This window comes from Gardnerella sp. KA01001 (genome assembly GCF_049244025.1).
In the GTDB taxonomy this organism is placed as follows: domain Bacteria; phylum Actinomycetota; class Actinomycetes; order Actinomycetales; family Bifidobacteriaceae; genus Bifidobacterium; species Bifidobacterium swidsinskii.
Genome location: NZ_CP058366.1, coordinates 913763 through 939049, shown reverse-complemented (window position 1 = coordinate 939049; position 25287 = coordinate 913763). Strand labels below are relative to the sequence as shown.

Below are 25287 nucleotides of genomic sequence, written 5' to 3'. Positions count from 1 at the left end.
TCACCCCTTGCACTGAGAATTGCACTGCTGATTGCTTAGCTTGTTAGCTTGCAATTGCGCGCGAACCTCTTTAGCTGCAGAAACAAGATTCTCCAAGCTTGGCCAAGTTTCAGCGTCACCTCGAGTTTTAAGACCGCAATCCGGGTTAATCCACAGCTTCTCGGCAGGCATCTTGCGCAAAATCTCGTGAATACGCTCCACAAGCTCCGTCTTACTAGGCACGCGAGGAGAATGGATGTCGTAAACGCCAGGGCCAGCCTCAGTCTCAAAATGCGCGTCGTGAATAGCGTCAAGCACAACCAAGTCACCGCGAGAAGCCTCAAAAGAAATCACATCCGCATCCATAGCGTCAATGTCACGAATAATGTCATTAAACTCCGAATAACACATATGCGTGTGAATTTGCGTAGTCGCAGCCACAGCAGAATGAACCAGGCGGAAAGCAGCAATAGCCCAATCCAAATACTTCTTATGCCAATCAGAGCGGCGAAGCGGCAACTTTTCACGCAAAGCAGCCTCATCAATCTGAATCACACGAATACCCGCACGCTCCAAATCCAACACTTCATCGCGAATAGCAAGAGCCAACTGCTGAGTCTGCTGCTCGTGAGTAATATCCTCGCGAGGCCAAGACCAGTTAAGAATCGTCACCGGACCAGTAAGCATGCCCTTAACAATATGCTTCGTGCAGCTTTGAGCATAAGCACTCCAAGCCACAGTAATTGCAGACTCGCGAGAAACATCCGACCACACGATTGGAGGCTTCACGCAGCGAGTACCATAAGACTGCACCCAAGCGTTCTTCGTAAACTTAAAGCCGCGCAAATGCTGGCCGAAATATTCAACCATATCGTTTCGCTCAAACTCGCCGTGAACAAGCACATCCAAGCCAATTTGCTCCTGATGCTCAATGCACTGAGCAATGCGATTGCGCATAAACTCGTCGTAAGCTTCGCGAGTAATTTCGCCCTTACGAAGATCAGCACGAGCGTTACGAATATCCTTAGTTTGTGGGAAGGATCCAATAGTTGTCGTTGGCAAATCCGGCAAGCCAAGAGCTTCTTTTTGCAGACGCTGACGCTCCGCCCTCTTAGGCAATCGCACAAAATCAGAATCTTTAAGATTCGCAAGACGATTAGCAACAACAGCATCCGCCTTCACGCGCGAACCGTCAAACAAAGCCTGATTTTTAGCTAAAACGTTACTAGATTTGCGGCTTTCGTCGCCTTCTGCAGAAAGATTGGCAATATCGCGAATCTCTTGCAACTTTTCAACAGCAAAAGCAAAATGTTGCAACACATCCGCACCCAAAGCATCCTCACCAACAGTGCTAAAAGGCACGTGAAGAAGCGAGCAAGCAGTAGAAACAGCTACGCGATCCGTAATATTCTCGCGCAAAGCATCAACCAAACCAAGGCTTACAGCATAATCGTTGCGCCAAATATTACGGCCGTTCACAACGCCTGCAAAAAGCGTAGTTTTTTCGTTCACACCATAACGCTCAATGGCTGCAAGATTTTCTTCCTTGCCTTCCACTAAATCAACGCCAACGCCGTCAAAACCAAGATTATTCACAGTTTCGTAAGCGTCAGCAATATTGCCAAAATACGTGTTAAGAAGAAGCTTAACTTCCGCACTCCTGACTTCAAGCAAAGGCTTATACAAAGCTTCAAAAAGCTCCAAATCGCCTTGCTCTTTATCCAACGCCAAATAAGGCTCATCAAATTGCAACCAAGTTGCGTGAAGCTCGCCAAAACGCTTAACAATACTCGCATAAGCAAAAGCCAGAGCCGAAATCACAGACTCTGTTACTTCCAACTCCTGAGCTTCAGGAGTACGAGCCAACTTCAAAAAAGTGTACGGACCAATCAGCACAGGCTTAGTTTCCAAACCCTGCGCGCGAGCCTCTAAAAACTCGTCAAAAGGCTTAGTTCCAGCCAAATGCAAGTCTTGCGGATTCTCAACTTCCGGCACAATATAGTGGTAGTTCGTAGTAAACCACTTCTTCATAGGCAAAGCCGTCACATCGCCGCGCTCACCCTGGTAGCCGCGCGCGATGGCAAAAAGCGTATCCTCAGCATGCTCAAAATTCAAAGCATTGTAACGCTCAGGCACAGCACCAAGCAAAATAGCAGTATCGAGCATTTGGTCATAGTAGCTAAAATCATTACTTGGAATTAAATCAATCCCAGCTTCAGCTTGCAAACGCCAATGCTTAGCTCGCAAAGACTGAGCAACTTCACGCACTTCATCCAAAGAAGCATCCTGCTTCCAGTAACGTTCAATAATCTTCTTCAACTCACGATTAGCGCCAATACGTGGAAAACCGGAAACAGAAGTAAAAACCGCAGACATACATCCTCCAAAAAATTTCTTTGACTCGCTTTAGCCTAGCAAAGAAATGCTTGAATGCGGTCATTCAAGAACTTGGGGTGTCGTTATAAGATTAATTTATATGCTTAATTTCGTGCGCGTTTCTTTTCCTTGGCGAAATGTGAGCAATGGAAATTACCAGCGCGCCGAATTGATTAACGTGGCGCGAGTTTCGGGGGATTTCTTTCCTCGCACGTCCCGTCCTTCAGTCGCTTTGGTTGTTAAAGACTCTCATGTCTACTTCGTTCTCTACGAACGTTGCTCCATCAGTCCTCTTTTAGTGCTCGTAAAGAAATCCCCCAAACTCTGCATGCTAGCCTTTAATAACCGTGTCTATCGCAGAGATTTTTCGATTTTTCTTCTTCGCTTGGCGAATCAGCAGCCTGCGGCTCTGCGCGACGACCTGCCGAAGCGCTTAAAGCGTAGCGCGCGAAGGCAACTCGGAGCGGAAACTCGCTTAAGTTGGAAGTCCAATGGACTTCCAACGCGAGTTTCGTAGCAAGCGCGTTACCCGCGCGAGCGTCCGCGCTCAGTGCGAAAAATCTCAAATCTCTACCACACTGGTATTCGTGCAACTAAAGTCACGAAATTAAGCTACGGGTGGGTGCGCAGCGGGGGGATTATTTTTTGGCGTGGTGTGGGCGGCAGCACTGATGCTAGTGTGCCTTGAACAACAGAAATCAGCGCATTCTTAGCTAGGCAAAGGATTTGGGCGTAAGGATTGCGAGAGCAGTAGCACCGCGCAATCCGCAAGTCGCGAATGGACGATCAGACACAAGCACCACAACCGACGCATTAGCAAGCCCCAAACGCATCGCCCCAAGCACATCCGGATCCGAATCAGGCGAAGAAAGCCACTGCGCAGCCATCGACATCGTCGGCTCATGCCCAACAATCATCGTCGTATGAACATCGCCTCGAATCGCTTGCAACTCGTCCATAACAGATTGCATGCCGCCATCATAAAGACTTTTGCGCGACTCAACCACAGGAGAGTCGCCAAAACGCTTCAACATGCGTTTCAAAGTTTGCTCAGTGCGATTCGCACTAGAACACACAATATAATTCGGCACAAGCTTCAAAGATTCCAAGCCTTTTGCCATAATTTTCGCCTGCTTCAAGCCCTTATCAGTAAGACCACGACCCCAGTCGTCGCCCATTTCAGGAGCTTCAGCCTTCGCATGACGCATCAGCAACAAAACGTACTTACTATGATGTGCTTTCTTCATAAGCTTTTTCATTGGTGATGCCATAATGCTCTCCTACTTAGCTTGATTATGCGCTGATTGTTGTGCAGACTGCGAATCTTGCAAATCTTGCGACTGCGAATCTTCCGGCAATTGCGCAAGCTGCACGTCTAAATCACGTAAAACTTTACGCAATTTACGATCCGAAATATCGCGCAAAGACAAGTCTTCCAACTGTTCAGCGCGCTCTTCTGCTGTCATATCGTCAATATCGCTCACAGTATCTTTAGTACCGTGTTCACGCTTCTTCAAAGCACTAAAACCTTCAGCCATTGCGCGTGAAACAATCAAAAATCCAGTGTGACCAATCATCGCGTGATCCGGGCGCACAGCCAAACCTTGAGCTTTCCAAGTGCGCTCCAATGTTTCTTGAATTTCTGGCTCAGTCCACATGCCACTTTCTCGCAAAGCTTCAGCCATGCGAGACATTTGCGTAGTAGTCGTAACATACGCAATAAGCACGCCTCCAGGCACAATAACGCGATGTGCTTGTTCAAGGCGATTCCAAGGGTCAAGCATGTCTAGCATAATGCGATCCACGCTGTGCGCATCTAAGGTTTTTGCAACAGAATCAAAATCGCCAGTAAGCAAATTCCACCATTCTGGTCGCTTTCCGTAGTACAAAGTTGCGTTAGATTCAGCAATTCGTGCAAAATCCGGGCGAAGCTCAATCGTAGTAAGCTTTCCGCACTCCCCAACTGCGTCCAAAAGGCTTAAGCTCATCGCGCCAGAGCCTGCCCCCGACTCCAAAACGCGCATGCCAGAACGAATATCTCCTAAAGCGATTACTTGCGCAATATCTTTCGGATACATAATTTGCGCACCCCTAGGCATAGAAAGCACGTAGTCAACCATGCGCGGCCGCATAACTACATAATCCCAGCCACCAATAGCGCGCGCCGCCTTCCAAGGTTTGTTGGACAATTTAGAAGGATCAACAATAGTTTGTTGCGTTTCGCGCTTTGCGCTAACAGTAGTAATTACAACGCCTTCGCTTTGACCAATCACGTCGTCGTGACAAATAAGACCGTGCTCAGTTTGCGTAACCCCGCCTGCAACAAGCTGTGCAGTAATTCGCTTACCTTTACGATCGGTGAACTGAATCTTCTCACCTACTCGTAACACTCCACTACGCGAATTAACTGACTGCACAAAACACCTCACTTATTTTTAGAGCACGATTTCTTAGCGCGACTTTTATTATTTCTACTATTATAAGCTCACCGTCGTAAGCGGCATAGCAGAATCGATTGCAAAATCAGGAGCAGAAGGACGAACCCCTGCTTCTACCAAATTCACGCCTAGCATTGCAACCATCGCACCGTTATCCGTGCAAAGCTTAAGCTCTGGCAAACGCACTTCAATTCCATGCTCCTTGCCGCAAGCCAACAAATGCTCGCGAAGCTGCGAATTAGCGGAGAATCCGCCACCAATCATAAGCGTTTTAGAACCGTACTGCTCGCAGCCCATCATAGCTTTTCTAGAAAGCACTTCCGCCACAGAATTAGCCAAAGAAGCACACACGTCATCAACTGGAATTTCAAGACCCTGAGCTTCACGCGCTTCAACCCAACGAGCAACAGCAGTTTTTACACCCGAGAAGCTGAAATCGTACGGATGCTCTTTGCCGGAACGACCTTGCGTTAAACCTTGCGGAACTTTCAAAGTATTCGGATTTCCAAGCCTTCCATGCCTATCAATATGAGGACCACCCGGGTATGGGAATCCAAGCAATCGCGCAACCTTATCAAAGCACTCGCCGGCAGCATCGTCCAAAGTTGTGCCAACAACGTCAATACTTTTAGCAATATCGTTCACGTGAAGAAGCGAAGTGTGACCGCCGGAAACAATTAAAGCAAGTACATCTTCCGGCACATCGCCGAATTGCAATTGCGTTACTGCAATATGCCCAATTACATGATTAATACCATAAATCGGCTTATTTGCAGTCCAAGCTAATGCTTTAGCTCCCGAAACTCCCACAGCTAAGCAGCCAGCAAGACCAGGACCTGCGCTTACTGCAATCGCGTCAACATCGCTTAAATCCATGTTTGCGTCTGCTAAAGCTTTAGAAACAACCGGCACAAAAGCTTCAGCGTGCGCACGAGAAGCAATTTCTGGAATCACACCGCCGTAGCGCGCATGCTCTTGCATTGAAGATGCCACCACATTTGACACCAGCGTGCGTCCGCGCACAATAGCTGCGGCAGTTTCGTCACAAGTTGATTCAATTCCCAATACGATTGCTTCGCTCATTTTATTCCTCGTTATTCCTCGTTATTCCTCAGTTCCGTTATTTTTTGCGGTTAGATCAGCGCACATTGTGTACGCATCCACACCTTCCGGCTGATAGTAACGTTTTCGCAAACCCATTTTCTTAAAACCAAAACGTTCATACAACGCGAGCGCAGGAACATTGTCAACTCGCACTTCTAGCAGCATGCGTTTGGCACCAATTTTTTCTGCGGTTTTGATCATAGTTGATAAAAGTTCCGCCGCTAAGCCTTTTCTTTGATATTTTTTCGCAACGCCAATTGTCATTATTTGCGCGTCGTCGCCGTCAAACCAGTAGCCAGCATACCCGCATAACGTATGCGTATTTTCGTCGATTTGAGCGTAATACGCGCGCATAGGAGCTTGTAATTCTTGCGAAATCATGCTCTCATTCCATGAGCCTTTGCCAAACAAGTCAGCTTCAATAGGCGCTATTTTTTGCGCTAACTCATCGCAAGTAAAATCGCACTTTGGAACTATATTGCAATTCTCGGCTACTGCTGGAAATTGAGAACGCGTTATATCAACAATCATAATTACTCAAATCGTTAAAACGCTTCTATTTCTCTTTTGCCTTATTCGCTTCGCCAGAGCCAAGCACATGCTTAAGCGGATTTGGCACAGACACGTCCGGACGGCGCAAATACAGCGGTTCAACAGCTTTTACGTACTCATCTTTATTTGCACATTCCAAAGAGCATTGCTCGAAAATTTGCAAACCTTGCACACCCAAGTCAAGCGCGCAAACTTCAGCAATAACGCCAACATTGGCAATATTGCGCCAATCTTCAACGTATTTTTTAGCACCGTGACCGAGCACATCCACGCAATAATTTTCGCAATTTTTGCTTGCTAAATACTCATTCACACGAGCCACAACATTTTGCGGATAGTCAATATCCATATTTATCAGCGCATTGCCTTCGCCGTCATACAAGGACATGTACACTTGGCGACGGCGCGCATCATTTAGTGAAAGCACGTAGTGACGAATATTAGAGTCGCAAAAATCCACAGAATCCGGAATATTTAGTAGCAAATCCTTGCAAATAACGCCATTTTTGCGAGCTTTTTCAAACGCACCAGAGCGCATCATCAAACTTTGAGGAAGAAGACTATCACACCCCAAAATTTCAGCATTATTTGCAAACGCGATCGCTTTCGCTGCAACCAATCCCGCGCGAAGACCAGTAAAAGGAGCAGGACCTACTCCCACAACCACGCGATCAATATCCGAAGGCTTAAGTCCCGCGTCCTCCACAACTTTTGCAATATTTACTTGTAAACGCTCCACGTGAGTGCGCGAGTCGGTTTCAACAATCGGCTCATGACCCACAATTCCGACAGTAGAGCCAAATGATGTGTCAATAATCAGCGTATTACTCATATTTATTCCTCGAAATCACGTACCAGACTAGCTTACTCGCTTAGCACAACTTGCGTTATTTACTGCGTTATTTACTTATGTATTACTCGCGTATTACTCTGCCTATTTCTTAATTACAATTTTGCAAGTCGATTAAGCCAATCCTTGCCGACAGCTTTCAAAGTTACGATTCGCTCACCGTCGCTAGTAAAATCGTCTACTTGCGAAGAATCAATAGGTCTTGCAATATGAACTTCTAAACGCTCAGCAGCAAGCACTCCAGCCATTTGCTCACCCCACTCCATAAGCACAACAGTGCCGTCTCCCGGCTCTTCCAAAGCTTCGTCAAGCCCCAAAGATTCAAGCTCGTCAAGTAAACGCGAAACAGTATCTTGACCCGGAGCAAAATCTTCGCCACCCAAACGGTAAGCGTCAACGTGAATTAAAGTCGCAGGCTTGCCATCCGCAAAAGTGCCATGCAATTCTCGCGCAATCGTAAAAGTTGGAGACACAATCGGCTCACTAATTGAAAGCCCTGCACCAAAACCTTGAGCGAACGTTGTTTTACCAGCTCCAAGAGGGCCAGAAAGCAGCAGAACGTCGCCTTCTTTAACTAGTTTTGCCACAGCTTTGCCAAGCTCACGCATATCAGCATCCGTAGGCACAGTACAAACTTTTTGCTGTTCTGACACCGTTTCTTCTTTCATACTTAACACAATCTTTCTAATTTGCAGTTATTAATTTACGATTTTTAATTTACGTTTCCTATTTACGATTCCTATTTGCGATTCTTAATTACGATTCTTAATTTACGCTTTCTAATTTCCTCGAGCCGCAATGAGCATAATACATTTTTCAAGCGCATAATTCGCGTCACTAGATCCGCCTTTGCACTGCTCATCCGCCCAAGCTAAAGATTGCAAACATTGAGAAACACCTGCACTATTCCATCCAGCAAGCTGACGCATTGCCATTTTAAGCGCCCACGGGTTTACTTTCGCTTCAGCACTAGAAATCGTGCCGTTGCGAATTGCCATTGCGAGCGCAATTACGCGTACTTTTGCAGCCAAAGCACCTATTAATACTATGGCGTCAACTCCTTGAGCAATTGCAGTTCTTGCTGCAAGCACAGCAGAACCTGCATGACCTGCAACAGCTTTATCCGCAACAAAAAAGCCGGTAACTTGCGGATCTGCAATCAAGTATCGATCGACAATATCAAGCGTTATTGGATTATCATCATAATCGAAGCATAATTGCGAGCATAATGCTGCAAGCTCTCCTGTTTTACTTCCCAAAACTGACACAAGACGTTGTGCTGCTTGAGGCTCAACGCTTCGATTGTGACGCTCAAATATGCTCATAACAAAGTTGAGTTTTGCATCGTCTTTTTTAAGATCCGGCACTGTAATTGTGTTTGCGCCAGCTTTCGTTAGGCGCGTAATAATAGACTTTCCTTTAAGCCCACCTTCGTGACGTGCAATAACCCAAGTTGCAGATGAGTCTACAAAATTATTTTCACTATTTTGCGCTTGTTTGCAGAAATTTTCGATTGCGTCTACTAAAGACTCGTCTGCTTGTTGCAAATTATTTATTATTACAATCGTTCCGTCACCGAAAAGCGAAGGACCTACAGCTTCGTCAAATGCGTACTGATCCGCAGTTGACGCATCGAGTTCAATAATTTCAGCATCCGGAGCACTTTCTTGAACTTTTTCACGCACAGTTCGAGCATTAAGCTCGTTTAAGTAAGCGTCACCTCCAACTACCAGCGTAACTGGCATAACGCGTTGCGCGCGCTTATTATTTGCTGCCATAATGCTCCTTAAACCAACCAACTCTTAACCATCATAATATTGCATTCGAATATGCGTGCGTGTTTGCTACTCTTCGAAAATTTTCTCTGCTTCTCGTAGCGTTCGCTTTGCAGAAGCAGACCACAGTTGACCAATTATGTTAGCTCTTTGAACATAATACTTATTGCGAAAAGCTCGCAAAGTTAGCATAAACAAAGCCAATATCACAAATTCTGCGCACAACATTGCCCACGCTCCTGCAGCACCTTTTATCCATGGAAACACGCCAAAAGATACTTCATCGCACCAACACGCACACTTTTGCATAAAGCTTGTTCCAATTGATGAAGCTCTCGCAAAAATAAGCGATAATCCATCGTTAAAGCTCGCACAAACTAGCGAAATTAAGCCGAACACTGTTGCCCAATCCATAAGAGACGCAACTATTAAGTTAGCTGGCACAGACATAAGAGACACTTCCGGTTGCATAAGAATTTGCACTGGCATAGTCCAAAATTGTGCAGAAAGCGTTATAGCTAGCGCAGAAGCAACACAAGATGGCATATATTTTGCAAACGTTTTAGAAATCGGCACTCCCATAACAACAATTCCCAAAGTTGCTGCGGAAGAAAGAGCAAAAGCATAGTCCCAAGCGTATGAGGGATTTACCACAAGCACGCCTATAACAGTCCAACTTAAAGCACTAGCTGACTGGTATGGTCGTTTACAACACCATGCAACAGCGGATATTATTCCCATAATTAACGCTCGAAGCACAGATGCAGAAGGGTAAACTATTGCAGCCAAAGCAATTTGCAACGTAATTTGTATTAAAGATGTAGACCAACGAGGCAACAGTAATCGTGCGCAAAACTTGCGAATAATCATACTAAGTAGCAAAAAGTGTCCGCCTGAAACTGCCATAACATGCATGATTCCAGCATGTTGAAAATGTTGACGCGTCATATTCGCATAAGTTTCGTCGACCGGCTCAAGTGAACTTGCATCCTCTACTGGCACATATTCTTGTCCAAGCATGCCAACAGTTACTCCAGGAACCAACATTCTGCCTTGCATATCGAGCTTATTTGTTACGTCATAAAACGATTTCCACAAATTACTAACAGCTTTATGCCAAAAGTCTGAGTCTTGTACAACATGCAAGTTTCGTTGAGTTTTTTCTACATGCAATTCAGGCTTACTACTATCAAATCTCGAAGCTTTCACGCTAACAGGAACGCTTAGGCTCGAACCATAGCTAAGTTGCTTGCATATTGGCGAATACGCATACAGTCGCGCTTGAACGTAACTTTTTTGCGCATCAAACTTATGCACTTGAACATTAGCTTGGCAATCTCCTTTAAAACTTCTAGACGAGCGCACAGGAGCAACTACTGTAAATTCTGCAAATCGCGCGCGCTCGGCATTATTTCCTTGAAAATACAGTGCTTTAGTAGGATTATTGCCGCGTATTTCTCGCATAATAACGTCACCAGATATCACATATTGAGTTATGTACGAAAGCATGCACGCAGCTACAAAAACGTTTATTATTACTAAAACTGTTCTGCGCCATATAAAAAACTTAAATTTTTTGCAAAATATAAAAATCGAAACTATAGTTGCATTGAATAAAACTATTGAAATGCAATAAATTATAGTAAAATTGCATAAGAATTTTCCAATTAAGCACCCAGCCCAGCACGCTGCAGCAACAGGAATCATACGAAAGTCACGACTTCCAGAAACGTTTTCTACTTTTTCTACGTTTTCTCGCATAATTCACCTATTTGACGTCAACATTCCCACGGAATTTATTCAAGGTTTTAGGTCCAATTCCTTTAATTTGCATCAAATCTTCTAAACTGCGAAAATAACCAACTCTTTTACGCTGAGCAATAATGCGCGCAGCAGTTTTGGGGCCGATTCCTTTTAAGGTTTGTAGTTGATCAAGCGTTGCAGTGTTTATATTGATTCTGCCAGTGTTACTTTGATGAGAAGCAGTATTCTCGTTGCTTTTGTCGCTTTTGTTATTACTGTCGCTTTTGTCGTTACTGTCACCTTTACTTCCTCTGTTGCCTTTACTTCCTCTGTTGCCTTTACTTCCTCTGTTGCCTTTACTGCCGCCGTTGCCTTTGCTTACGTCATCTCCGTCACTTCCGTCACCTCCGCTGTTTTCGTCGCTTTCATTACTTACGCTTTTTTCTTCATCATCATTTTTATTCTTATCTTTTACATTATTAAAAGAAGACTTTTCGCGACTAGTATCGTCGTTTTCTATTGCAAACGCGCCTGCTTTTTCGTTCTGAACTCGTTGATATGTTAAGGATTGAGAAATGAGCATTGTCAGGCTTGCACAAAGAGCTGCAACTAGTATCAGCATTAAAGCAAGCGTATGTACAGGCTTCATGTGAAATCTAGGAGAAGTTTTGCTACTTATAATTTCTTCATCAAAAGAATTACAAGCTTTTTCGCAATAGTCGTCACTAAAATTTTTACCAAAATTGCTGTTAGAAAATTCTTCTAAAGACGTTGCAATTCGTCTCCGAGGCAAATCAGACGCAGGCTTATTAAACCTAAAATTATGCGCATAATTCTGCCCAAAATTCTGCCCAAAGTCTTCCATAAATCCCCCAACTCTTAAAGTTCTTAACTTAACTATTGGGCAACTTACTAACACTTCGCAACAAAAATACGCGCCTGTGGTTAAAACCTTTAACAGCCAAAGCGACTGAAGGAACGCTCGCGCGGTTAACGCGCTCGCTACGAAACTCGCGTTGGAAGTCCACTGGACTTCCAACTTAAGCGAGTTTCCGCATTGAAATGCCTACGCGCGCTACGCTTTGAGCGCTCCGGCAAGTCAATGCGCAGCTTAATTAAGCGACTTTAGTTGCACTTAGTAAAACCACGCACTTTACGTAACTTTCTGCACGAGTCTATGAGTTTTGTGTTGACGGTTAGCGTGTTGAGAGGCTGGAAAAATTGTGTTCAGTGCTAAAAGAGGACTGAGAAGCTACATTCTTTAAATATAGGCGAACACAATAAGCGTCTTTAACAACCAGAGCGCACGAAGGACGGAACGCACGCAAACACAAATTTTCCAGCCTCGTCAAAACCAAAAAACTAAATCAGTTACAAAACTCATAGACGAAACCCAAGAATAACAAAAAATGCTGTAAAGCGCGAAAAATCGCGCAATACAGCATTAATTAAGCCGAATCTTACCTCTCGTCTGGCACAATAGACACAATCTTCGGAGCCTTCACAATCACCTTGCGCGGAGCCTTACCGCCCAAGCGATCAGCTACAGCTTCTAGCGCAAGCTTTTCAAGCTCAGAAGCGTCAATATTTGGATCAACTTCAAGCTTTGCACGAACCTTGCCCTTTATTTGCACAACGGCAGTAACAGTATCCTCACCAACGTAACGAGCATCTGCAACAGGCCAATCTGCGTGAGCAATAGACTTATCATGCCCAAGCTTGCTCCACATTTCTTCGCAAATATGCGGCGCAATTGGAGCCAACATAAGAACCAGCGGCTCAACAGCTGCTCTCGGCACGTGAGGAAGCGAAGTCAAGTGGTTGTTAAGCACAATCAGCTTAGCAATTGCAGTATTTGGACGCATTGCTTCCATTTCCACAGTCACTTCTGCAATTGTGTTGTTAAGAATCTTCAACGTCTTCTCATCCAAAGCGTCGTCAGTTACCACGCAAGCTCCGGTTTCTTCGTTCACAACGTTACGCCACAAGCGCTGCAAGAATCGCATGCCACCAACAACGTTACGCGTGTTCCACGGACGAGACTCAGAAAGCGGACCCATGCTCATTTCGTACAAGCGGAACGTATCTGCACCGTAGTTTTCGTACATGTAGTCTGGGGTCACAATATTCTTTAAGCTCTTGCCCATTTTGCCGAACTCGCGGTTCACAGTTTCGCCATGCCACGTAAAGGTTGGCTCGCCAGTGCCGTTTGAAGCACCTTCTTCAACCTCGTCAGCAGGAACGTACTGTCCGCGCTCATCCGTATAAGCGTAAGCCTGAATCATGCCCTGGTTAAACAAGCGGTGGAATGGCTCAGCAGAATCCACGTAACCCAAGTCGTAAAGCGCCTTATGCCAGAATCTGGAGTAAAGCAAGTGCAAAACTGCGTGCTCTACACCACCAACATAAAGGTCAACGCCGCCAGAAACATGCTCTTTGCCTGGACGGTTTGTGCCCATCCAGTAGTCATATTCATCGCTGTCAACCATATGCTCAGCGTCGTTTGGATCCAAGTAGCGCATGTAATACCAGCAAGAACCAGCCCAGTTTGGCATAGTGTTGGTGTCGCGATAGTAGGTTTTTACGCCGTCACCAAGGTCGAGCTGAACTTTTACCCAATCCTCGTTTCGGCTCAAAGGTGCTTCAGGCTCAGAATTTGCGTCGTCTGGAGCGTAAGTTTTTGGCTGATAATCAGGAACGTCCGGCAATGCAATTGGAAGCTCGCTATCTGGCACTAAGTGAGCAACACCGTCCTCATCGTAAACGATTGGGAATGGTTCACCCCAGTAGCGCTGACGAGAGAACAGCCAGTCGCGAAGTCGGTAAGAAACTCTACCTTTTCCTACGCCTGCAGCTTCAAGCCAAGTCGTCACCTTTTTAATAGCTTCATCTACACGCAAACCGTTAATAGACAAAGCATCGCCAAGCTTATGAGTATGTTCTACTGCTGAATTAATAACAATTCCGTCGTGAGAAACAAACGGAGCTTTACCCTCGTAATCCTCCAACTTTTCTTCGGAATCAGGCAAAGGCTCAACAGTGTAAATTACTGGCAAACCGAATGCTTTTGCGAAATCATAATCGCGCTGGTCGCCGCCAGGAACTGCCATAATTGCACCTGTGCCGTAGCCCATAAGCACGTAGTCAGCAGCAAACAGTGGAAGCTTTGCTCCAGTTACAGGATTAATTGCATAAAGACCCGTAAACAAGCCTGTTTTTGCTCCTGCGTCTTCCGTGCGATCTTTAGCAGTCTTCGCGCGAGCTTGAGCTTGATACTCTGCCAAGCCTTCTTTAAGACTTGCGTAACCGCCCTTCCAGCCTTCTGGAACGTCCGCACCCCAAGCTTCTGGAACATGCTCAAGAATTGGGTGATCCACAGAAACAACAGCAAAAGTTGTGCCAAAAAGCGTGTCTGGACGAGTAGTGTACACTTCCAAATCGCGCGTTTCGTCATCCGCACATGGCACTTCAAAGTGCACAGATGCACCGTGAGATTCGCCAATCCAGTTTCGCTGCATAAGCTTAACTTTTTCTGGCCAATCAATAGTGTTCAAATCTTCCACCAAGCGGTGTCCATAATCGGTAATTCGCATGGACCACTGGCGAAGGTTGCGCTGGAATACTGGGAAGTTTCCGCGTTCAGACTTACCTTCTGCAGTAACTTCTTCGTTTGCGAGCACAGTTCCCAAGCCTGGGCACCAATTTACAGGAGATTTAGAAATATAAGCAATACGGAAATTGTTTAATACATCCGCTTGCTCTACTTTATTAAGCTCTTCCCACTTTTTGCCTGCAAAACCAGGAATTTCGCGCTTTCCGCTCTTAAACTCATCAACAAGCTCAGCAATTGGTCGAGCAGAACCTTTTCCGCCGTCTTTGCGCACAAAATCAGGGTTGTACCAAGCGTCATAAAGCTTGGAGAAAATCCACTGCGTCCAACGCACATAATTCGTATCAATAGTTGCAAAAGACCTACGATCATCAAAGCTCAAGCCCATGCGGTGCAGCTGCCTGCGCATATTAGCAATATTCGCCTCAGTGGTGATGCGCGGATGCTGACCAGTTTGCACAGCGTACTGTTCAGCCGGCAAACCAAAAGCGTCATAACCCATTGCATGAAGAACATTCTCACCCTTCATGCGATGGTAGCGGCTTACAACATCCGTTGCCAAATATCCAAGAGGATGTCCAACGTGTAAGCCTTTGCCGGAAGGATACGGGAACATATCCATTGCAAAGAAAGAAGGACGACCGTCAGCATTCCTGCCTTCGCCATCCTTCAAATTGCCCTTAACATTAGCGGCCCAAAATGTGCCCTGCTCGTCCCAGGTTTTTTGCCAGCGCTGCTCAATATCTTGTGCGAGCTGCGCGTTGTAACGAAAAGCTGGCTCAGCAATAGTAGCTTTGTTGTCAGCTGTTGCATACTGTTGATCGTTGTCGTTCATACCCTAGGACTATAGCGTCTAATATCGTCATTACGCAACACTTTTTACAAGTTTTGTTAAGAAAAATATGCTTTTTACGAAAGTTTTACTGTTTAATGCAATAAATTTATGCAAACAAGCTTTTTCATAAAATCCATTATTACAATAGTAAACAAAACAATAGTAAACAAATTATTATTAAATAACTTTTTAATACAAGAGGTTAAGAATTGAAAGTACCGAAGAATACACTACTACTTATTGCTTGTTTAGTTTGGGCAGCAGCAGGCTTTAATATTCTCAATATTGGGTTGTTAGCATACCAAAATTATTTGCAACCACTTAATTATGCTTTGTCTATTCTTGTTTTTGGCATATTCCAATTCCTAATTTTTGGCAAACTTGTAAAAAAGCATACTCAAAGAATTAACGGCTATGCTGAAGAAAAGCAGTTTTTCCTTAAATTCTTTGACGTAAAATCCTTCATAATTATGGCTTTTATGATGACAGGCGGAATTGCTTTGCGCGCAACTAACGCAGCTCCAGAACAGTTTATTGCAGTGTTCTACACAGGCTTAGGAACTGCACTATTTTTAGCAGGATTGCTTTTTGGATATCAATTTGTTAAAACTGTATGTCCGCATTACAAAAACACTCATACTATGCAATAGTGCTTACAAACACTTGTAACACCAGCAACATTACTAAGGAATATTTGACTATCACTCTACGTAAGGAAGTTACTATGAATCATGTTATGAAACGTTATATTAATACGTCTTTGTTGTATGCTGTCCTCGCCATGATTGGCGGTGTCTTTTATCGCGAATTTACAAAATTTAATGCTTTCCATGCAAAAAGTATGCTTGCTGTAGTTCACACACACTACTTTATGCTTGGCATGGTTGTTTTTCTGTTACTTATACTAGTTGAGAAAAACTTCAGTTTTAGTAACGAAAAAACTACACGAATCTTAGTAACTTATCATATTGGACTCAACCTCACAGCACTAATGATGGTTACTCGTGGAATTGCACAAGTACTACGTCTACATCTCAGTCCATCTATAGATTTTGCCATAACTGGTTTAGCAGGAATCGGACACATCCTACTTGGCGTAAGTATTGTACTAATCTTATTGCAAATTAAACGCAGCATCGCTCATTGTGCTAATACTTCAGTAAAATAGTGAGTTTGGGAATAAATTAATAAATATTTTATTAAGTATGTAGCACATGTTTCGTATGCGCTACTACGCTAAGAAGGCTTCTATGAACAACGCTGTATATAAGAAAAGTAGATTATACGCTCCTGAGCGTTTCTTTGAATGCGAAGGTAAAGGCTTAAAATGGCTTTCTGAAGCTCACAAATACGGCGGCCCTAGAGTGGCTGAAGTATTTGATTGGGGAAACGGTTACCTTAATATTGAGCGCATTGACACTCACTCAGCAACACCACTTGCTGCATTTGAGTTTGGTGCAGCGCTCGCTCATATGCACGATTACGGTGCAAAATATTTTGGTGAAGCACCAGCAGATTACGATGGCACATGCTATTTTGGACCTTTAAGTGATCCAGTTGAAATGCCAACTGGCACTTGGAGTAACGTTATTGACTACCTTGCGGACGGACGATTGCGTCCTATGGTTGAGCTTGGTATTGCTCGCGGAGAGCTTACTCAAAGCGATTTAGATCTTACAAACGAAGTTATTGATGCGCTGCCTGATTTATTAGGAAAAGCTGCAGAAGATAAGCCTGCTCGAGTTCACGGAGACTTGTGGAGCGGAAACGTGTTATGGACTAAAAGTTCAGACGGCGAACACACTGAAGCTGTTCTTATCGACCCTGCAGCACATGGTGGGCACCGCGAAGAAGATTTAGCTATGCTTCATCTGTTTGGAATCAGCTATTTTAGGCAGATTTTAGACGGCTATCAGTCTGTTCATCCACTTAAAGCAGGTTTTGAGCAGCGCATGATTATTTGGCAGCTCTACCCTATTGCAGGACATTGCGTGTTCTTTGGCGGAGGCTACGTGAGCGAATACCGTAATATGTGCGAAAGTCTTATAAAAAGTTCTATAAGATAATTTTGCTCACTAAAATAGCAATGTAAGTATTTAGCACATGGCTATATACAATGTTAGAAGATAGTTACAAGTAGATCACATATAGACAGCAACAGATAGACCACGAAACGAGAGGTCACTACTATGATTCGTTTGTGCAACAGAACTATGCATCGTTCTTTAGTTATGCTGGCAGCATTAGTTACGATGCTTTTTGTTGTTAGCTCGTGCGCAAGTTCAACAAAAACTTCTTTAAAATCTGAAAATAAAGAACAAGCGAATCACGGTAACGTTATTGTTTTTACTCCATCAGACGGATTAGCAATAACACGCAATAAGCCTCTAAGCACGTGGGACATATTGGTTCCAGAATTAATAAAATCGTTAAAAGATAAGGGATTTGACGATAATTCTATTACTACTAAAACTTCTTCTAGCCTTTCAGAACAAAGCCGCGATGTGCAAGATTATGTAGTAAATTTGCTAAGCTCATTGAACAATGCAAAACAGAATAATTCAGGAAAGCACAATTCTGTTTCTGAAAATTCAAAAATCAAAAAACAATTAAGTAAAACGACAATTGTTATAGCTCCATGGACTAGCAAAAACGGCAATAATAACTATGGAGATTATGCAACGCTGCCTGCGTCTAATTCTGAAAATACACAAAAATCAAATACTCAGGACTTAAATTTACAAAACGACGATAACTCTCAATCATCTAAAGATGAGCTTAATGCAGAAAAACGATTGGCATCCTCACTTCGCCTAGCAAAAAAGGCGGGAATCCACGTTGTTATGCTCTCACGACGTGTTAGCGGTTTCAAACCTGATGTGATGTTCCATTTATCTGACGCAAGAACCATTGGCGAAATTCAAGCAACAACTCTGATACAAAAAATCGCTCTAGATCGTGCAACTAAAGAAAATCCACGCTATATTGAAGTTCTTTTGCCATGTCACAATCAAAAAAATATTAATGCAAACAATAATAATCAACAAAATAACAGCGACGAAGCAAGCGAAGATGATGATTCTAACAACAATACGCATGCAAATAGCGAAACAGCATTCCATGATGATTTTGCTGAAGAAGCATTCGCTGGCATTTGGAAAGTTTTGAGACCATATTTTGCTTCTGGGACATTAATAAGCACTTCTGGAAGATTGAATGTGAATAGTAGCGAAAAAGACTGGACCAATGTTGCTTTCGACGCAGATGTAGCTGACTCTGTGAAAAATGAGTTAACAAAACGAATTACGAAAAGTACAAGTCTTTTTTCACACTCAAAGCATCGCGTTGATGGAATTATTGCGCTCGATGATCAAATTGCTTTACAAGCCGTACAAGTACTAAACAATCTCGGTTATGAAGGAAGCGCAGCAGATATAAACCCATCTTTCAATTTGCCGGACGTTATCGGAAACTTCATAGGGAAACGAGATCTTAATAAAAGACCAGTTCCTGCTCCAAAAGATTCTGCAAAGAAATCCGAAAAAGAATTACAACAACAGCAGAAAAAAGATGAGGAAGAAGAATCAGAAGCAAAGAAATGGCCAGTAATAACTGGTTATGGCGCGTACAAAAATATTATGCCAAACATTGTGAGCGGAAAGCAATGGATGACAACTATAGAAAATCATAAGCAGATTGTTCAAGATCTTACTGCTACTTGTTATTCTTTGAACAGAAACGGTAAACTTGACAAAAAAATCGCTACAGTGCAAATAAAAATTGAACACGGGGAAACTGTACCTACTGTTAACGAGCAATTAGTGGCAGTAAGCGCAACAAATCTAAAGTCACGTTTAATTGACCCAGGTTACGTATCATTAGCAGACGCAGGCTTGTAAATACAATTTTTGAACGCAAGTTATGGAACGCAAGTTGTGAAATATAAGTTGTGGAACGCAATCTGCAGCTTCAAGCTAACTTCAAGCTATATTCCCCACGAATTTACACACAGCTAACGTTTGCGTGGAGCATAAATAACGTGTTCGATAAGGTCGTTATAACGCTCTACAACAACTTGACGACGCGCCTTTAAACTTGGCGTAATCAAACCGTTTGCTTGAGTAAACTCATCTGGAACTATTTCGAACTTGCGAATAGACTCAGCTCTAGAAACTAGCTCATTTGCTTTGCTAACAGCACGTTCAACTTCTGCTCGCACAATACCGTTATGTGAAGCTTCTTTTAAAGACCGTACGGGGCATGCACCACGCGAAGAAAGCCAAGTATTTACTTCTGATAAATCGAGCGCAATAATTGCTGAAACAAACGGCTTCCTGTCTCCGATAACAACAGCTTGAGAAATAATAGGTGAAGACATTAATGAAGCTTCTAACGCATTTGGAGATAAGTTCTTACCGCCAGCAGTAATAATAAGATCTTTCTTTCTGCCTGTAATACGCACAAAACCGTCATCGTCTAAAGATCCAAAATCTCCAGTATGCAACCAGCCATTTACAATCTGCTGTTTGGTAAGCTCAGGATTATTATGGTAGCCTCTGCACACTGCAGGACTTTTAATACACAATTCACCATCATCAGCAATAGCAACAGATACACCCTTTACAGGCAAACCAACGGTACCAATGCGATAACCTGTCGTAGGATTCACCATAGAAGGAGCACAAGTTTCTGTCATTCCATAGCCTTCTAGAAGAGGCAAACCAATGCCATTAAAGAAGTGTGCAATCGACAAATCTAAAGGAGCACCGCCCGAAATAGCGTATGAAACAGAGCCTCCAAATACGTGTAGTAGTGGAGCATACACTAATTTTTTACATATTGAATGGCTAAGAGCGAGCATTGGAGGAACCATTGAACTAGACTGTTGAGCGCGAGACCATTCGCGAGCAACCTTAGATGCATAAGCAAAAATAAAACCTTTTACTCCTCTGCCTGCTTTTTGAGAAGCAGCATTGTAAATCTTCTCAAAAATGCGTGGAACCCCAAGAATAAATGTTGGTTTAAAAGTTTGAAAATCAGACAATACAGTTTTCAAATTACTCGTCAAACCAAGAGTTATATTTCCAGCAAAGCAGAACAATTGCATAAACCTAGCAAAAACGTGCGCAAGAGGCAAGAACAGCAAAAGACGCGGGCTGCCTTTTAACGCAATGTCTGGCATAGAAATAACACCTGATTTAGCAATAAAGACAAAATTGCTATGAGTAAGTTCAATTCCTTTTGGCTCACCAGTTGAACCTGAAGTGTACACAATTGTTGCTATGTCACTTCCATTAACAGCGTGCACTCGCTCATAAAATTCAGCATCAGTTACTGCTTTACCGTATTCAATGCACGCGTCGATAGCACCACGATTCATCACATATACGTCGTGAAGAGTAGGACATTCTTCTTGAACAGCCTCTACTTTCGGCAACATTTCAGGAGACTCCACAAATATTGAACATACTTGAGAATCTTGAACAATATGTTGTATTTGCAACGAAGAGCTTGTTTCATAAATTGGCACTGTCAATGCGCCTATAGACATAATAGCCATATCAAGAATTGTCCATTGCCATGAAGTGTGAGCAATAATTGACACAGCGTCACCAGGCATTACCCCTCTAGCAATAAAGCCTTTAGCGACAGCTATTACTTTATCTCTAAATTCTTGAGCAGTATATGACTTCCAAACGCCGTCAGCTCCAACGTATTCAACCAAAGAACCATTAGGATTGCGCTCTGCTCGCTCTTCTAGCAGTGAGAAAACATTAACATCTGTATCAATAGACTCATCAAGTGGACGAGAATATTCTTGCATATTAGCTCCTCTATCTGCTGAATTGATGTATATCTTTACTATACGCGATTTGCAAGCCCTCGCATATGCGAATATCTACAAGATTGTAATAAATTTTGTTCATTTATCTACAAATATCTACGATACAAATATAGTATTTTGCTTATTCCACAGGCTTAAGCACAATGCGACGCTTAACAGTCATTCTTTCAGGATTAGCATATGTACGATTTTTACGTTTTAAACCCCACTGCACACAAGTTGTGCCGCAATGGTCCGAACCTCCTTCGACATGTGCAAAATTCTGGCCTCTTTTCACAAAAACACCAACGCTAAACTTTGTTACAGCAGGCTCAAAAGTGGATGTCAGTTCACCATGCCTAATAGTCACAACTGATTTACCAGCGACTTTACCAGCAAAACTAATAACGCCATCTGCAGGCGCAAATAAAGGAGTCCCTGTGCTTGCAGCTAAATCTACGCCGCGATGCCCAGCCATCCAAGGTTTAGGCGGAGGATTAAAAGCTTTTACTATTCGTGCAGGTTTTACAGGCCATTGCATAGCTGACTTGCATGTTTTTTCGCTATAAGAGCCTTTAGAAAGAGCACACTTGTGGCAACATGTCACAGCAGATTCTACAACATAATATTTAAGATGATGACTATTTTGCGAAATTTCGGGTTGTAAAAACAGCGTATCTAATAAAATAACTGAGATTATAAAAATCCCCAAACAGGCAGATATTTTGTAATATAATTCATAATTTTTGCGAATACACATATATTCCCCATCCATATTTTTATAAAACGACTTTTATAAAAGTTTTGCAGCTAATTTGCAAAAATCATAAGCTTTTAAAGCATTGTGGATAAAACATATGCTTATAATCACTGTTTCGACACGCCAAAACACGCCATATTTGCATCTTTGAAAATTACGTGTAATATAAATGTCTTGTGCACAGCGCTTAGTTGAGTACAAGATATTCCTGCGTAGCTCAGTTGGCAGAGCGTTCGACTGTTAATCGAATGGTCGCTGGTTCAAGCCCAGCCGCAGGAGCCATGAAGCCACTGGTTTTCCAGTGGCTTTTTGCGTTAAATATTACGACTTGTATCCACAAGCAAAATCTTGATTGTTTAGTGCTCATGAGCGTGGCTAACATAAACATTTTGGCGTATTATATAAACAAGTTGCGTATTTAAATGCGCTAATGTTGAGCAGCAATAGATAACAGAGGACAAATATGAATCAACATAGCTCCGATAGTGTTGAAAAGAGTCAAAAGAAAAAGCTCATTATTCTCATTGTGGGAATTGTTGTGCTAGCTTTAGCTCTTGGCGCAGTTGGCACACTTTGGTATATGAAGCAGACTGAACGCACTAAAGCAGCTCGCAAACAGTGCGAAATAAAAGTTGCACAAATTTCTAAAGCCAAAGCCGTATGGAAAAGTTTAGTACACAACAGCGTAATAACAGATCTCACAAAAGGTGACTCTGATAACGCAAAAGAACTTGCTAAAATCATGAGCGAAAAGGTTCCTGACGCAGTATCTTGCACAGCAAACTCTCCTGAAGAACTTGGTTCCCAAAGCGTAGAAGCTTTAGCTGCTTCTGAATGGTATGCAGTCAAAGCAAAAAGAGTGCGCGAGTTGGCTGTTACATTAATCGATGAAAATAACAAAAAAGATAAAGACAAAGACAAGCAAGACGAAGAAACAAAGAAGCAAGAGATAAATGAATCGACTGGAATTGTAATTCAGCGTTCAAATGTTGTCCCACCAAAGCCAAAGCCAACACCAGCGCCGACGACAAATACTCAAGACACTAAGAAACAGAAGACTGAGAAGAATAAGAATAAAGACAAAGACAAGAACAAAGACAAGAACAAAGACAAGAACAAAGATAAGGAAAAAGAACAGGAAAAGAACAAAGAAAAAGATAAGGATACAAAAGGCAGCGAAGACGGATCTGGCGACGGAAACCATAAAGGAAATGATGGTCAAGAAGATCCGAATGATAAAGCAAAAAAGGGCGACCAAGATTCCTCTGCTAAAGCGGATCTAATAGGACCTCCACCATCTTCAGAATCTCCACAAAAACCATAAAACATATTCCTCTGTTATCTAACTCAATAATAAAAGCTCCCAGTGATATACGCTGGGAGCTTTTACATTATCTAACTCTACATCGTAAACGATGTTGAACTTTATAAACTATTCATTCATTTTGCTACTCGAACATGAGTTAAATCGACTTCCTCAAGAGGAATTACTCGAGTATGATTTTTAATCTTATAACCAATGTATAGAACGATAAATAGCGGCACAGACATGTACGTGATTCCAATAGCCTGCCAGTTAAGCGTTGCAAATGAATGCAAATCCTGACCAACAATAACAAGAATACATAAGAAGAACGCAACAATAGGACCAAACGGATACCACTTTGCTCGATAAACTAATTCATCTAAGGAATGACCTTGAGCCAAGTATGCTTTACGGAAGCGATAATGAGCTGCAGCAATACCAGCCCAAGCAATAAAACCAGTCAAACCACTTGCAGCAACCAGGAACATGTAAATTTGCGAACCAAAAATACTCATAAAGAAAGTAAATAAAGCAACTACAAATGTAGCAATCAACGCAGGAACAGGAATACCACGAAGACTTACCTTGCCAAATACTTTTGGAGCATTATCTTCTTTTGCGAGCGAATAAAGCATTCTTGTTGAAGCATACATGCCGGAATTTGCTGCAGAAATAACAGAAGTCAGAATCACTGCATTCATAACTGCCGCTGCAGCTGCAAGCCCTGCACGTTGGAACACAAGCGTAAACGGACTAATAGCAATATCAGTTACATCAGAACCAAGTAAGTTCTTGTCAGTATAAGGAATAATGCAAGCAATAACGAAAATTGCAAGAATGTAGAAGAGAAGAATACGCCAGAACACTTGCTTTACAGCTTTTGGAATACTCTTTTCAGGAGTTGCAGACTCTCCAGCAGTAATACCAATAAGCTCAGTTCCTTGGAAAGAGAAGCCTGCAATAGCGAACGCACACAACACTGCAGGAACACCGCCTGCAAATGGAGCGTCCTTATGAGTGAAGTTTTGCAAGAATGGCGCTTTGCCGCCAACAATGCCAACAATCGTAAGCGAACCGATAACAAGAAATACGATTACTGCCAACACTTTAATAATAGAAAGCCAATACTCAGTTTCTCCAAAGCACTTAACTGTAAGCACATTGATAACCAAAATAAGCATAAGAACCGACAGTGAGAAAATCCATATTGGCACTGTTGGGAACCAATATTGCAGAACTATTGCTGCAGTACTAACGTCCACCGCAACCGTAATAGCCCAATTAAACCAATAGTTCCAGCCCATTGCGAAACCTAGTGCAGGATCAATAAAACGTCCAGAATACGATGCAAACGATCCACTAATAGGCATAAATGTTGCCATTTCACCAAGGGAAGTCATAAGGAAGTACACCATAATGCCAATCGCACCATAAGCAAGCAAAGCACCACCAGGACCAGCCATATGGATTGTTGCACCACTAGCAACGAATAAGCCGGTACCAATGCTGCCACCTAAAGCAATCATGGAAATATGTCGGGTTTTTAATCCTCGATGAACATCGTTATTTTGCTGAGTATTCTGCTGAGTATTCTGTGCAGCAGTAGATGATAATGAGCTACTCATTTTTCCTCCTTTCATGACAATCAGAGGCAAAACAAGCAAGCAAAAGCAAGCGTGTCGATAGCTCTCCGCAGCGAATGCCGACTCGCTGCGACAGTCCTTGGTATATTAAGCCAAGTCCCAGCTCACTACTTTTGGGATTAAGCAGTAAACTTCGGCGCTCTCCCCTTTTGTAAACAATTAACGCTTTCCCTAGCTCATGCTTACTACTCTTGTCGAGCGCGACCTCTGGTCGATGGTGTTCATTATTAGTACGACTTGCAGACAAACAGTAAAAAATACGGCGTGGCGCATAAAAATTAAAAAATAATAACAAAAAACGCCACCCCCAAAAGAGGTGACGTTTAAAATTTGTGGAGCTAGGGGGATTCGAACCCCCGACCCCCTCCATGCCATGGAGATGCGCTACCAGCTGCGCCATAGCCCCGTTTTTACTTATGCCGTTCAAACGAACCTTTGATAGGTTACAACAAATAGCCGTTCTATCCAAATGCGGCGTGTCGAATTCAACTT

At 43.1% G+C, this 25287-nt stretch carries 19 protein-coding genes, 2 tRNA genes and 1 riboswitch; of the genes, 6 read left to right on the top strand and 15 right to left on the bottom strand.

What is annotated here, in order from left to right; all coding sequences use genetic code 11:
• The 11 genes from metE to leuS form a co-directional block, all read right to left on the bottom strand.
• Nucleotides 1-2355 (bottom strand): 5-methyltetrahydropteroyltriglutamate--homocysteine S-methyltransferase, encoded by a 2355-nt coding sequence (gene metE / locus HXT59_RS03800; protein ID WP_415685159.1) that lies wholly within the window; start codon nucleotides 2353-2355, stop codon nucleotides 1-3.
• Between the two features lie 713 nt (nucleotides 2356-3068).
• Nucleotides 3069-3626, bottom strand: a complete 558-nt coding sequence (locus HXT59_RS03795; RefSeq protein ID WP_004108244.1) for a SixA phosphatase family protein — start codon at nucleotides 3624-3626, stop codon at nucleotides 3069-3071.
• A gap of 9 nt (nucleotides 3627-3635) precedes the next feature.
• Nucleotides 3636-4772 carry a tRNA (adenine-N1)-methyltransferase gene (locus HXT59_RS03790; RefSeq protein ID WP_248893403.1) on the bottom strand — a complete coding sequence of 379 codons (1137 nt, stop codon included), beginning with the start codon at nucleotides 4770-4772 and terminating at the stop codon, nucleotides 3636-3638.
• Between the two features lie 60 nt (nucleotides 4773-4832).
• Nucleotides 4833-5876, bottom strand: coding sequence for a tRNA (adenosine(37)-N6)-threonylcarbamoyltransferase complex transferase subunit TsaD (tsaD, locus tag HXT59_RS03785; protein ID WP_119522722.1), 1044 nt, complete (start codon nucleotides 5874-5876; stop codon nucleotides 4833-4835).
• A 21-nt stretch (nucleotides 5877-5897) separates the two neighbouring features.
• Nucleotides 5898-6428: a ribosomal protein S18-alanine N-acetyltransferase gene (gene rimI / locus HXT59_RS03780; protein WP_004108249.1), complete on the bottom strand. Its 531-nt coding sequence runs from the start codon at nucleotides 6426-6428 to the stop codon at nucleotides 5898-5900.
• 25 nt (nucleotides 6429-6453) lie between these two features.
• Complete coding sequence (gene tsaB / locus HXT59_RS03775; RefSeq protein ID WP_004108251.1) at nucleotides 6454-7281, bottom strand: tRNA (adenosine(37)-N6)-threonylcarbamoyltransferase complex dimerization subunit type 1 TsaB; 828 nt, start codon at nucleotides 7279-7281, stop codon at nucleotides 6454-6456.
• A gap of 113 nt (nucleotides 7282-7394) precedes the next feature.
• Nucleotides 7395-7967, bottom strand: a complete 573-nt coding sequence (tsaE, locus tag HXT59_RS03770) for a tRNA (adenosine(37)-N6)-threonylcarbamoyltransferase complex ATPase subunit type 1 TsaE (protein WP_102703169.1) — start codon at nucleotides 7965-7967, stop codon at nucleotides 7395-7397.
• Nucleotides 7968-8078: 111 nt separating this feature from the next.
• The gene (holA, locus tag HXT59_RS03765; protein ID WP_119522720.1) at nucleotides 8079-9077 is read right to left on the bottom strand and encodes a DNA polymerase III subunit delta; all 999 of its coding nucleotides are present in this window, start codon (nucleotides 9075-9077) and stop codon (nucleotides 8079-8081) included.
• Nucleotides 9078-9143: 66 nt separating this feature from the next.
• Nucleotides 9144-10835, bottom strand: coding sequence for a ComEC/Rec2 family competence protein (locus HXT59_RS03760; RefSeq protein ID WP_421784140.1), 1692 nt, complete (start codon nucleotides 10833-10835; stop codon nucleotides 9144-9146).
• A 7-nt stretch (nucleotides 10836-10842) separates the two neighbouring features.
• Entirely contained in the window at nucleotides 10843-11682 is an 840-nt protein-coding gene (locus HXT59_RS03755; RefSeq protein WP_421784138.1) for a ComEA family DNA-binding protein, read from the bottom strand.
• A gap of 595 nt (nucleotides 11683-12277) precedes the next feature.
• Complete coding sequence (leuS, locus tag HXT59_RS03750; protein WP_004108262.1) at nucleotides 12278-15262, bottom strand: leucine--tRNA ligase; 2985 nt, start codon at nucleotides 15260-15262, stop codon at nucleotides 12278-12280.
• 209 nt (nucleotides 15263-15471) lie between these two features.
• Between leuS and HXT59_RS03745 the strand changes: the two genes are divergently transcribed.
• The 4 genes from HXT59_RS03745 (at nucleotide 15472) to HXT59_RS03730 (ending at nucleotide 19161) form a co-directional block, all read left to right on the top strand.
• Nucleotides 15472-15912 carry a hypothetical protein gene (locus HXT59_RS03745; RefSeq protein ID WP_004108264.1) on the top strand — a complete coding sequence of 147 codons (441 nt, stop codon included), beginning with the start codon at nucleotides 15472-15474 and terminating at the stop codon, nucleotides 15910-15912.
• A 74-nt stretch (nucleotides 15913-15986) separates the two neighbouring features.
• Nucleotides 15987-16430, top strand: coding sequence for a DUF2871 domain-containing protein (locus HXT59_RS03740; RefSeq protein ID WP_080551015.1), 444 nt, complete (start codon nucleotides 15987-15989; stop codon nucleotides 16428-16430).
• Between the two features lie 82 nt (nucleotides 16431-16512).
• Nucleotides 16513-17328 carry a fructosamine kinase family protein gene (locus HXT59_RS03735; protein ID WP_116431622.1) on the top strand — a complete coding sequence of 272 codons (816 nt, stop codon included), beginning with the start codon at nucleotides 16513-16515 and terminating at the stop codon, nucleotides 17326-17328.
• 123 nt (nucleotides 17329-17451) lie between these two features.
• Nucleotides 17452-19161 carry a hypothetical protein gene (locus HXT59_RS03730; protein WP_248893415.1) on the top strand — a complete coding sequence of 570 codons (1710 nt, stop codon included), beginning with the start codon at nucleotides 17452-17454 and terminating at the stop codon, nucleotides 19159-19161.
• A 113-nt stretch (nucleotides 19162-19274) separates the two neighbouring features.
• Here HXT59_RS03730 and HXT59_RS03725 read toward each other — a convergent pair whose 3' ends face one another.
• On the bottom strand, nucleotides 19275-21086 hold the full coding sequence (locus HXT59_RS03725; protein WP_116994664.1) for an AMP-dependent synthetase/ligase: 1812 nt from the start codon (nucleotides 21084-21086) through the stop codon (nucleotides 19275-19277).
• Nucleotides 21087-21228: 142 nt separating this feature from the next.
• The gene (locus tag HXT59_RS03720) at nucleotides 21229-21846 is read right to left on the bottom strand and encodes a M23 family metallopeptidase (RefSeq protein ID WP_012914292.1); all 618 of its coding nucleotides are present in this window, start codon (nucleotides 21844-21846) and stop codon (nucleotides 21229-21231) included.
• A gap of 206 nt (nucleotides 21847-22052) precedes the next feature.
• Here HXT59_RS03720 and HXT59_RS03715 point away from each other — a divergent pair.
• Together HXT59_RS03715 and HXT59_RS03710 are read left to right on the top strand one after the other, a co-directional pair.
• A tRNA-Asn gene (locus tag HXT59_RS03715) sits at nucleotides 22053-22128 on the top strand.
• A 181-nt stretch (nucleotides 22129-22309) separates the two neighbouring features.
• Nucleotides 22310-23170: an ATPase gene (locus tag HXT59_RS03710; protein ID WP_421784136.1), complete on the top strand. Its 861-nt coding sequence runs from the start codon at nucleotides 22310-22312 to the stop codon at nucleotides 23168-23170.
• A 116-nt stretch (nucleotides 23171-23286) separates the two neighbouring features.
• Here the strand turns inward: HXT59_RS03710 and HXT59_RS03705 are convergent, their stop codons facing one another.
• Entirely contained in the window at nucleotides 23287-24678 is a 1392-nt protein-coding gene (locus tag HXT59_RS03705; protein ID WP_162861137.1) for an amino acid permease, read from the bottom strand.
• Nucleotides 24679-24827: 149 nt separating this feature from the next.
• A riboswitch (Lysine riboswitch) is annotated at nucleotides 24828-25014 on the bottom strand.
• A 114-nt stretch (nucleotides 25015-25128) separates the two neighbouring features.
• Nucleotides 25129-25201, bottom strand: a tRNA-Ala gene (locus tag HXT59_RS03700).
• Nucleotides 25202-25287: the final 86 nt, after the last annotated feature.

Excerpts from the sequence above, each read along its gene's own strand:
- metE (WP_415685159.1), bottom strand. The coding sequence starts at position 2,355 with ATGTCTGCGGTTTTTACTTCTGTTTCCGGTTTTCCACGTATTGGCGCT.
- HXT59_RS03795 (WP_004108244.1), bottom strand. The coding sequence starts at position 3,626 with ATGGCATCACCAATGAAAAAGCTTATGAAGAAAGCACATCATAGTAAG.
- tsaD (WP_119522722.1), bottom strand. The coding sequence starts at position 5,876 with ATGAGCGAAGCAATCGTATTGGGAATTGAATCAACTTGTGACGAAACT.
- rimI (WP_004108249.1), bottom strand. The coding sequence starts at position 6,428 with ATGATTGTTGATATAACGCGTTCTCAATTTCCAGCAGTAGCCGAGAAT.
- tsaB (WP_004108251.1), bottom strand. The coding sequence starts at position 7,281 with ATGAGTAATACGCTGATTATTGACACATCATTTGGCTCTACTGTCGGA.
- tsaE (WP_102703169.1), bottom strand. The coding sequence starts at position 7,967 with ATGAAAGAAGAAACGGTGTCAGAACAGCAAAAAGTTTGTACTGTGCCT.
- holA (WP_119522720.1), bottom strand. The coding sequence starts at position 9,077 with ATGGCAGCAAATAATAAGCGCGCGCAACGCGTTATGCCAGTTACGCTG.
- HXT59_RS03760 (WP_421784140.1), bottom strand. The coding sequence starts at position 10,835 with ATGCGAGAAAACGTAGAAAAAGTAGAAAACGTTTCTGGAAGTCGTGAC.
- HXT59_RS03755 (WP_421784138.1), bottom strand. The coding sequence starts at position 11,682 with ATGGAAGACTTTGGGCAGAATTTTGGGCAGAATTATGCGCATAATTTT.
- leuS (WP_004108262.1), bottom strand. The coding sequence starts at position 15,262 with ATGAACGACAACGATCAACAGTATGCAACAGCTGACAACAAAGCTACT.
- HXT59_RS03740 (WP_080551015.1), top strand. The coding sequence starts at position 15,987 with ATGAATCATGTTATGAAACGTTATATTAATACGTCTTTGTTGTATGCT.
- HXT59_RS03735 (WP_116431622.1), top strand. The coding sequence starts at position 16,513 with ATGAACAACGCTGTATATAAGAAAAGTAGATTATACGCTCCTGAGCGT.
- HXT59_RS03730 (WP_248893415.1), top strand. The coding sequence starts at position 17,452 with ATGATTCGTTTGTGCAACAGAACTATGCATCGTTCTTTAGTTATGCTG.
- HXT59_RS03725 (WP_116994664.1), bottom strand. The coding sequence starts at position 21,086 with ATGCAAGAATATTCTCGTCCACTTGATGAGTCTATTGATACAGATGTT.
- HXT59_RS03720 (WP_012914292.1), bottom strand. The coding sequence starts at position 21,846 with ATGTGTATTCGCAAAAATTATGAATTATATTACAAAATATCTGCCTGT.
- HXT59_RS03710 (WP_421784136.1), top strand. The coding sequence starts at position 22,310 with ATGAATCAACATAGCTCCGATAGTGTTGAAAAGAGTCAAAAGAAAAAG.
- HXT59_RS03705 (WP_162861137.1), bottom strand. The coding sequence starts at position 24,678 with ATGATTGCTTTAGGTGGCAGCATTGGTACCGGCTTATTCGTTGCTAGT.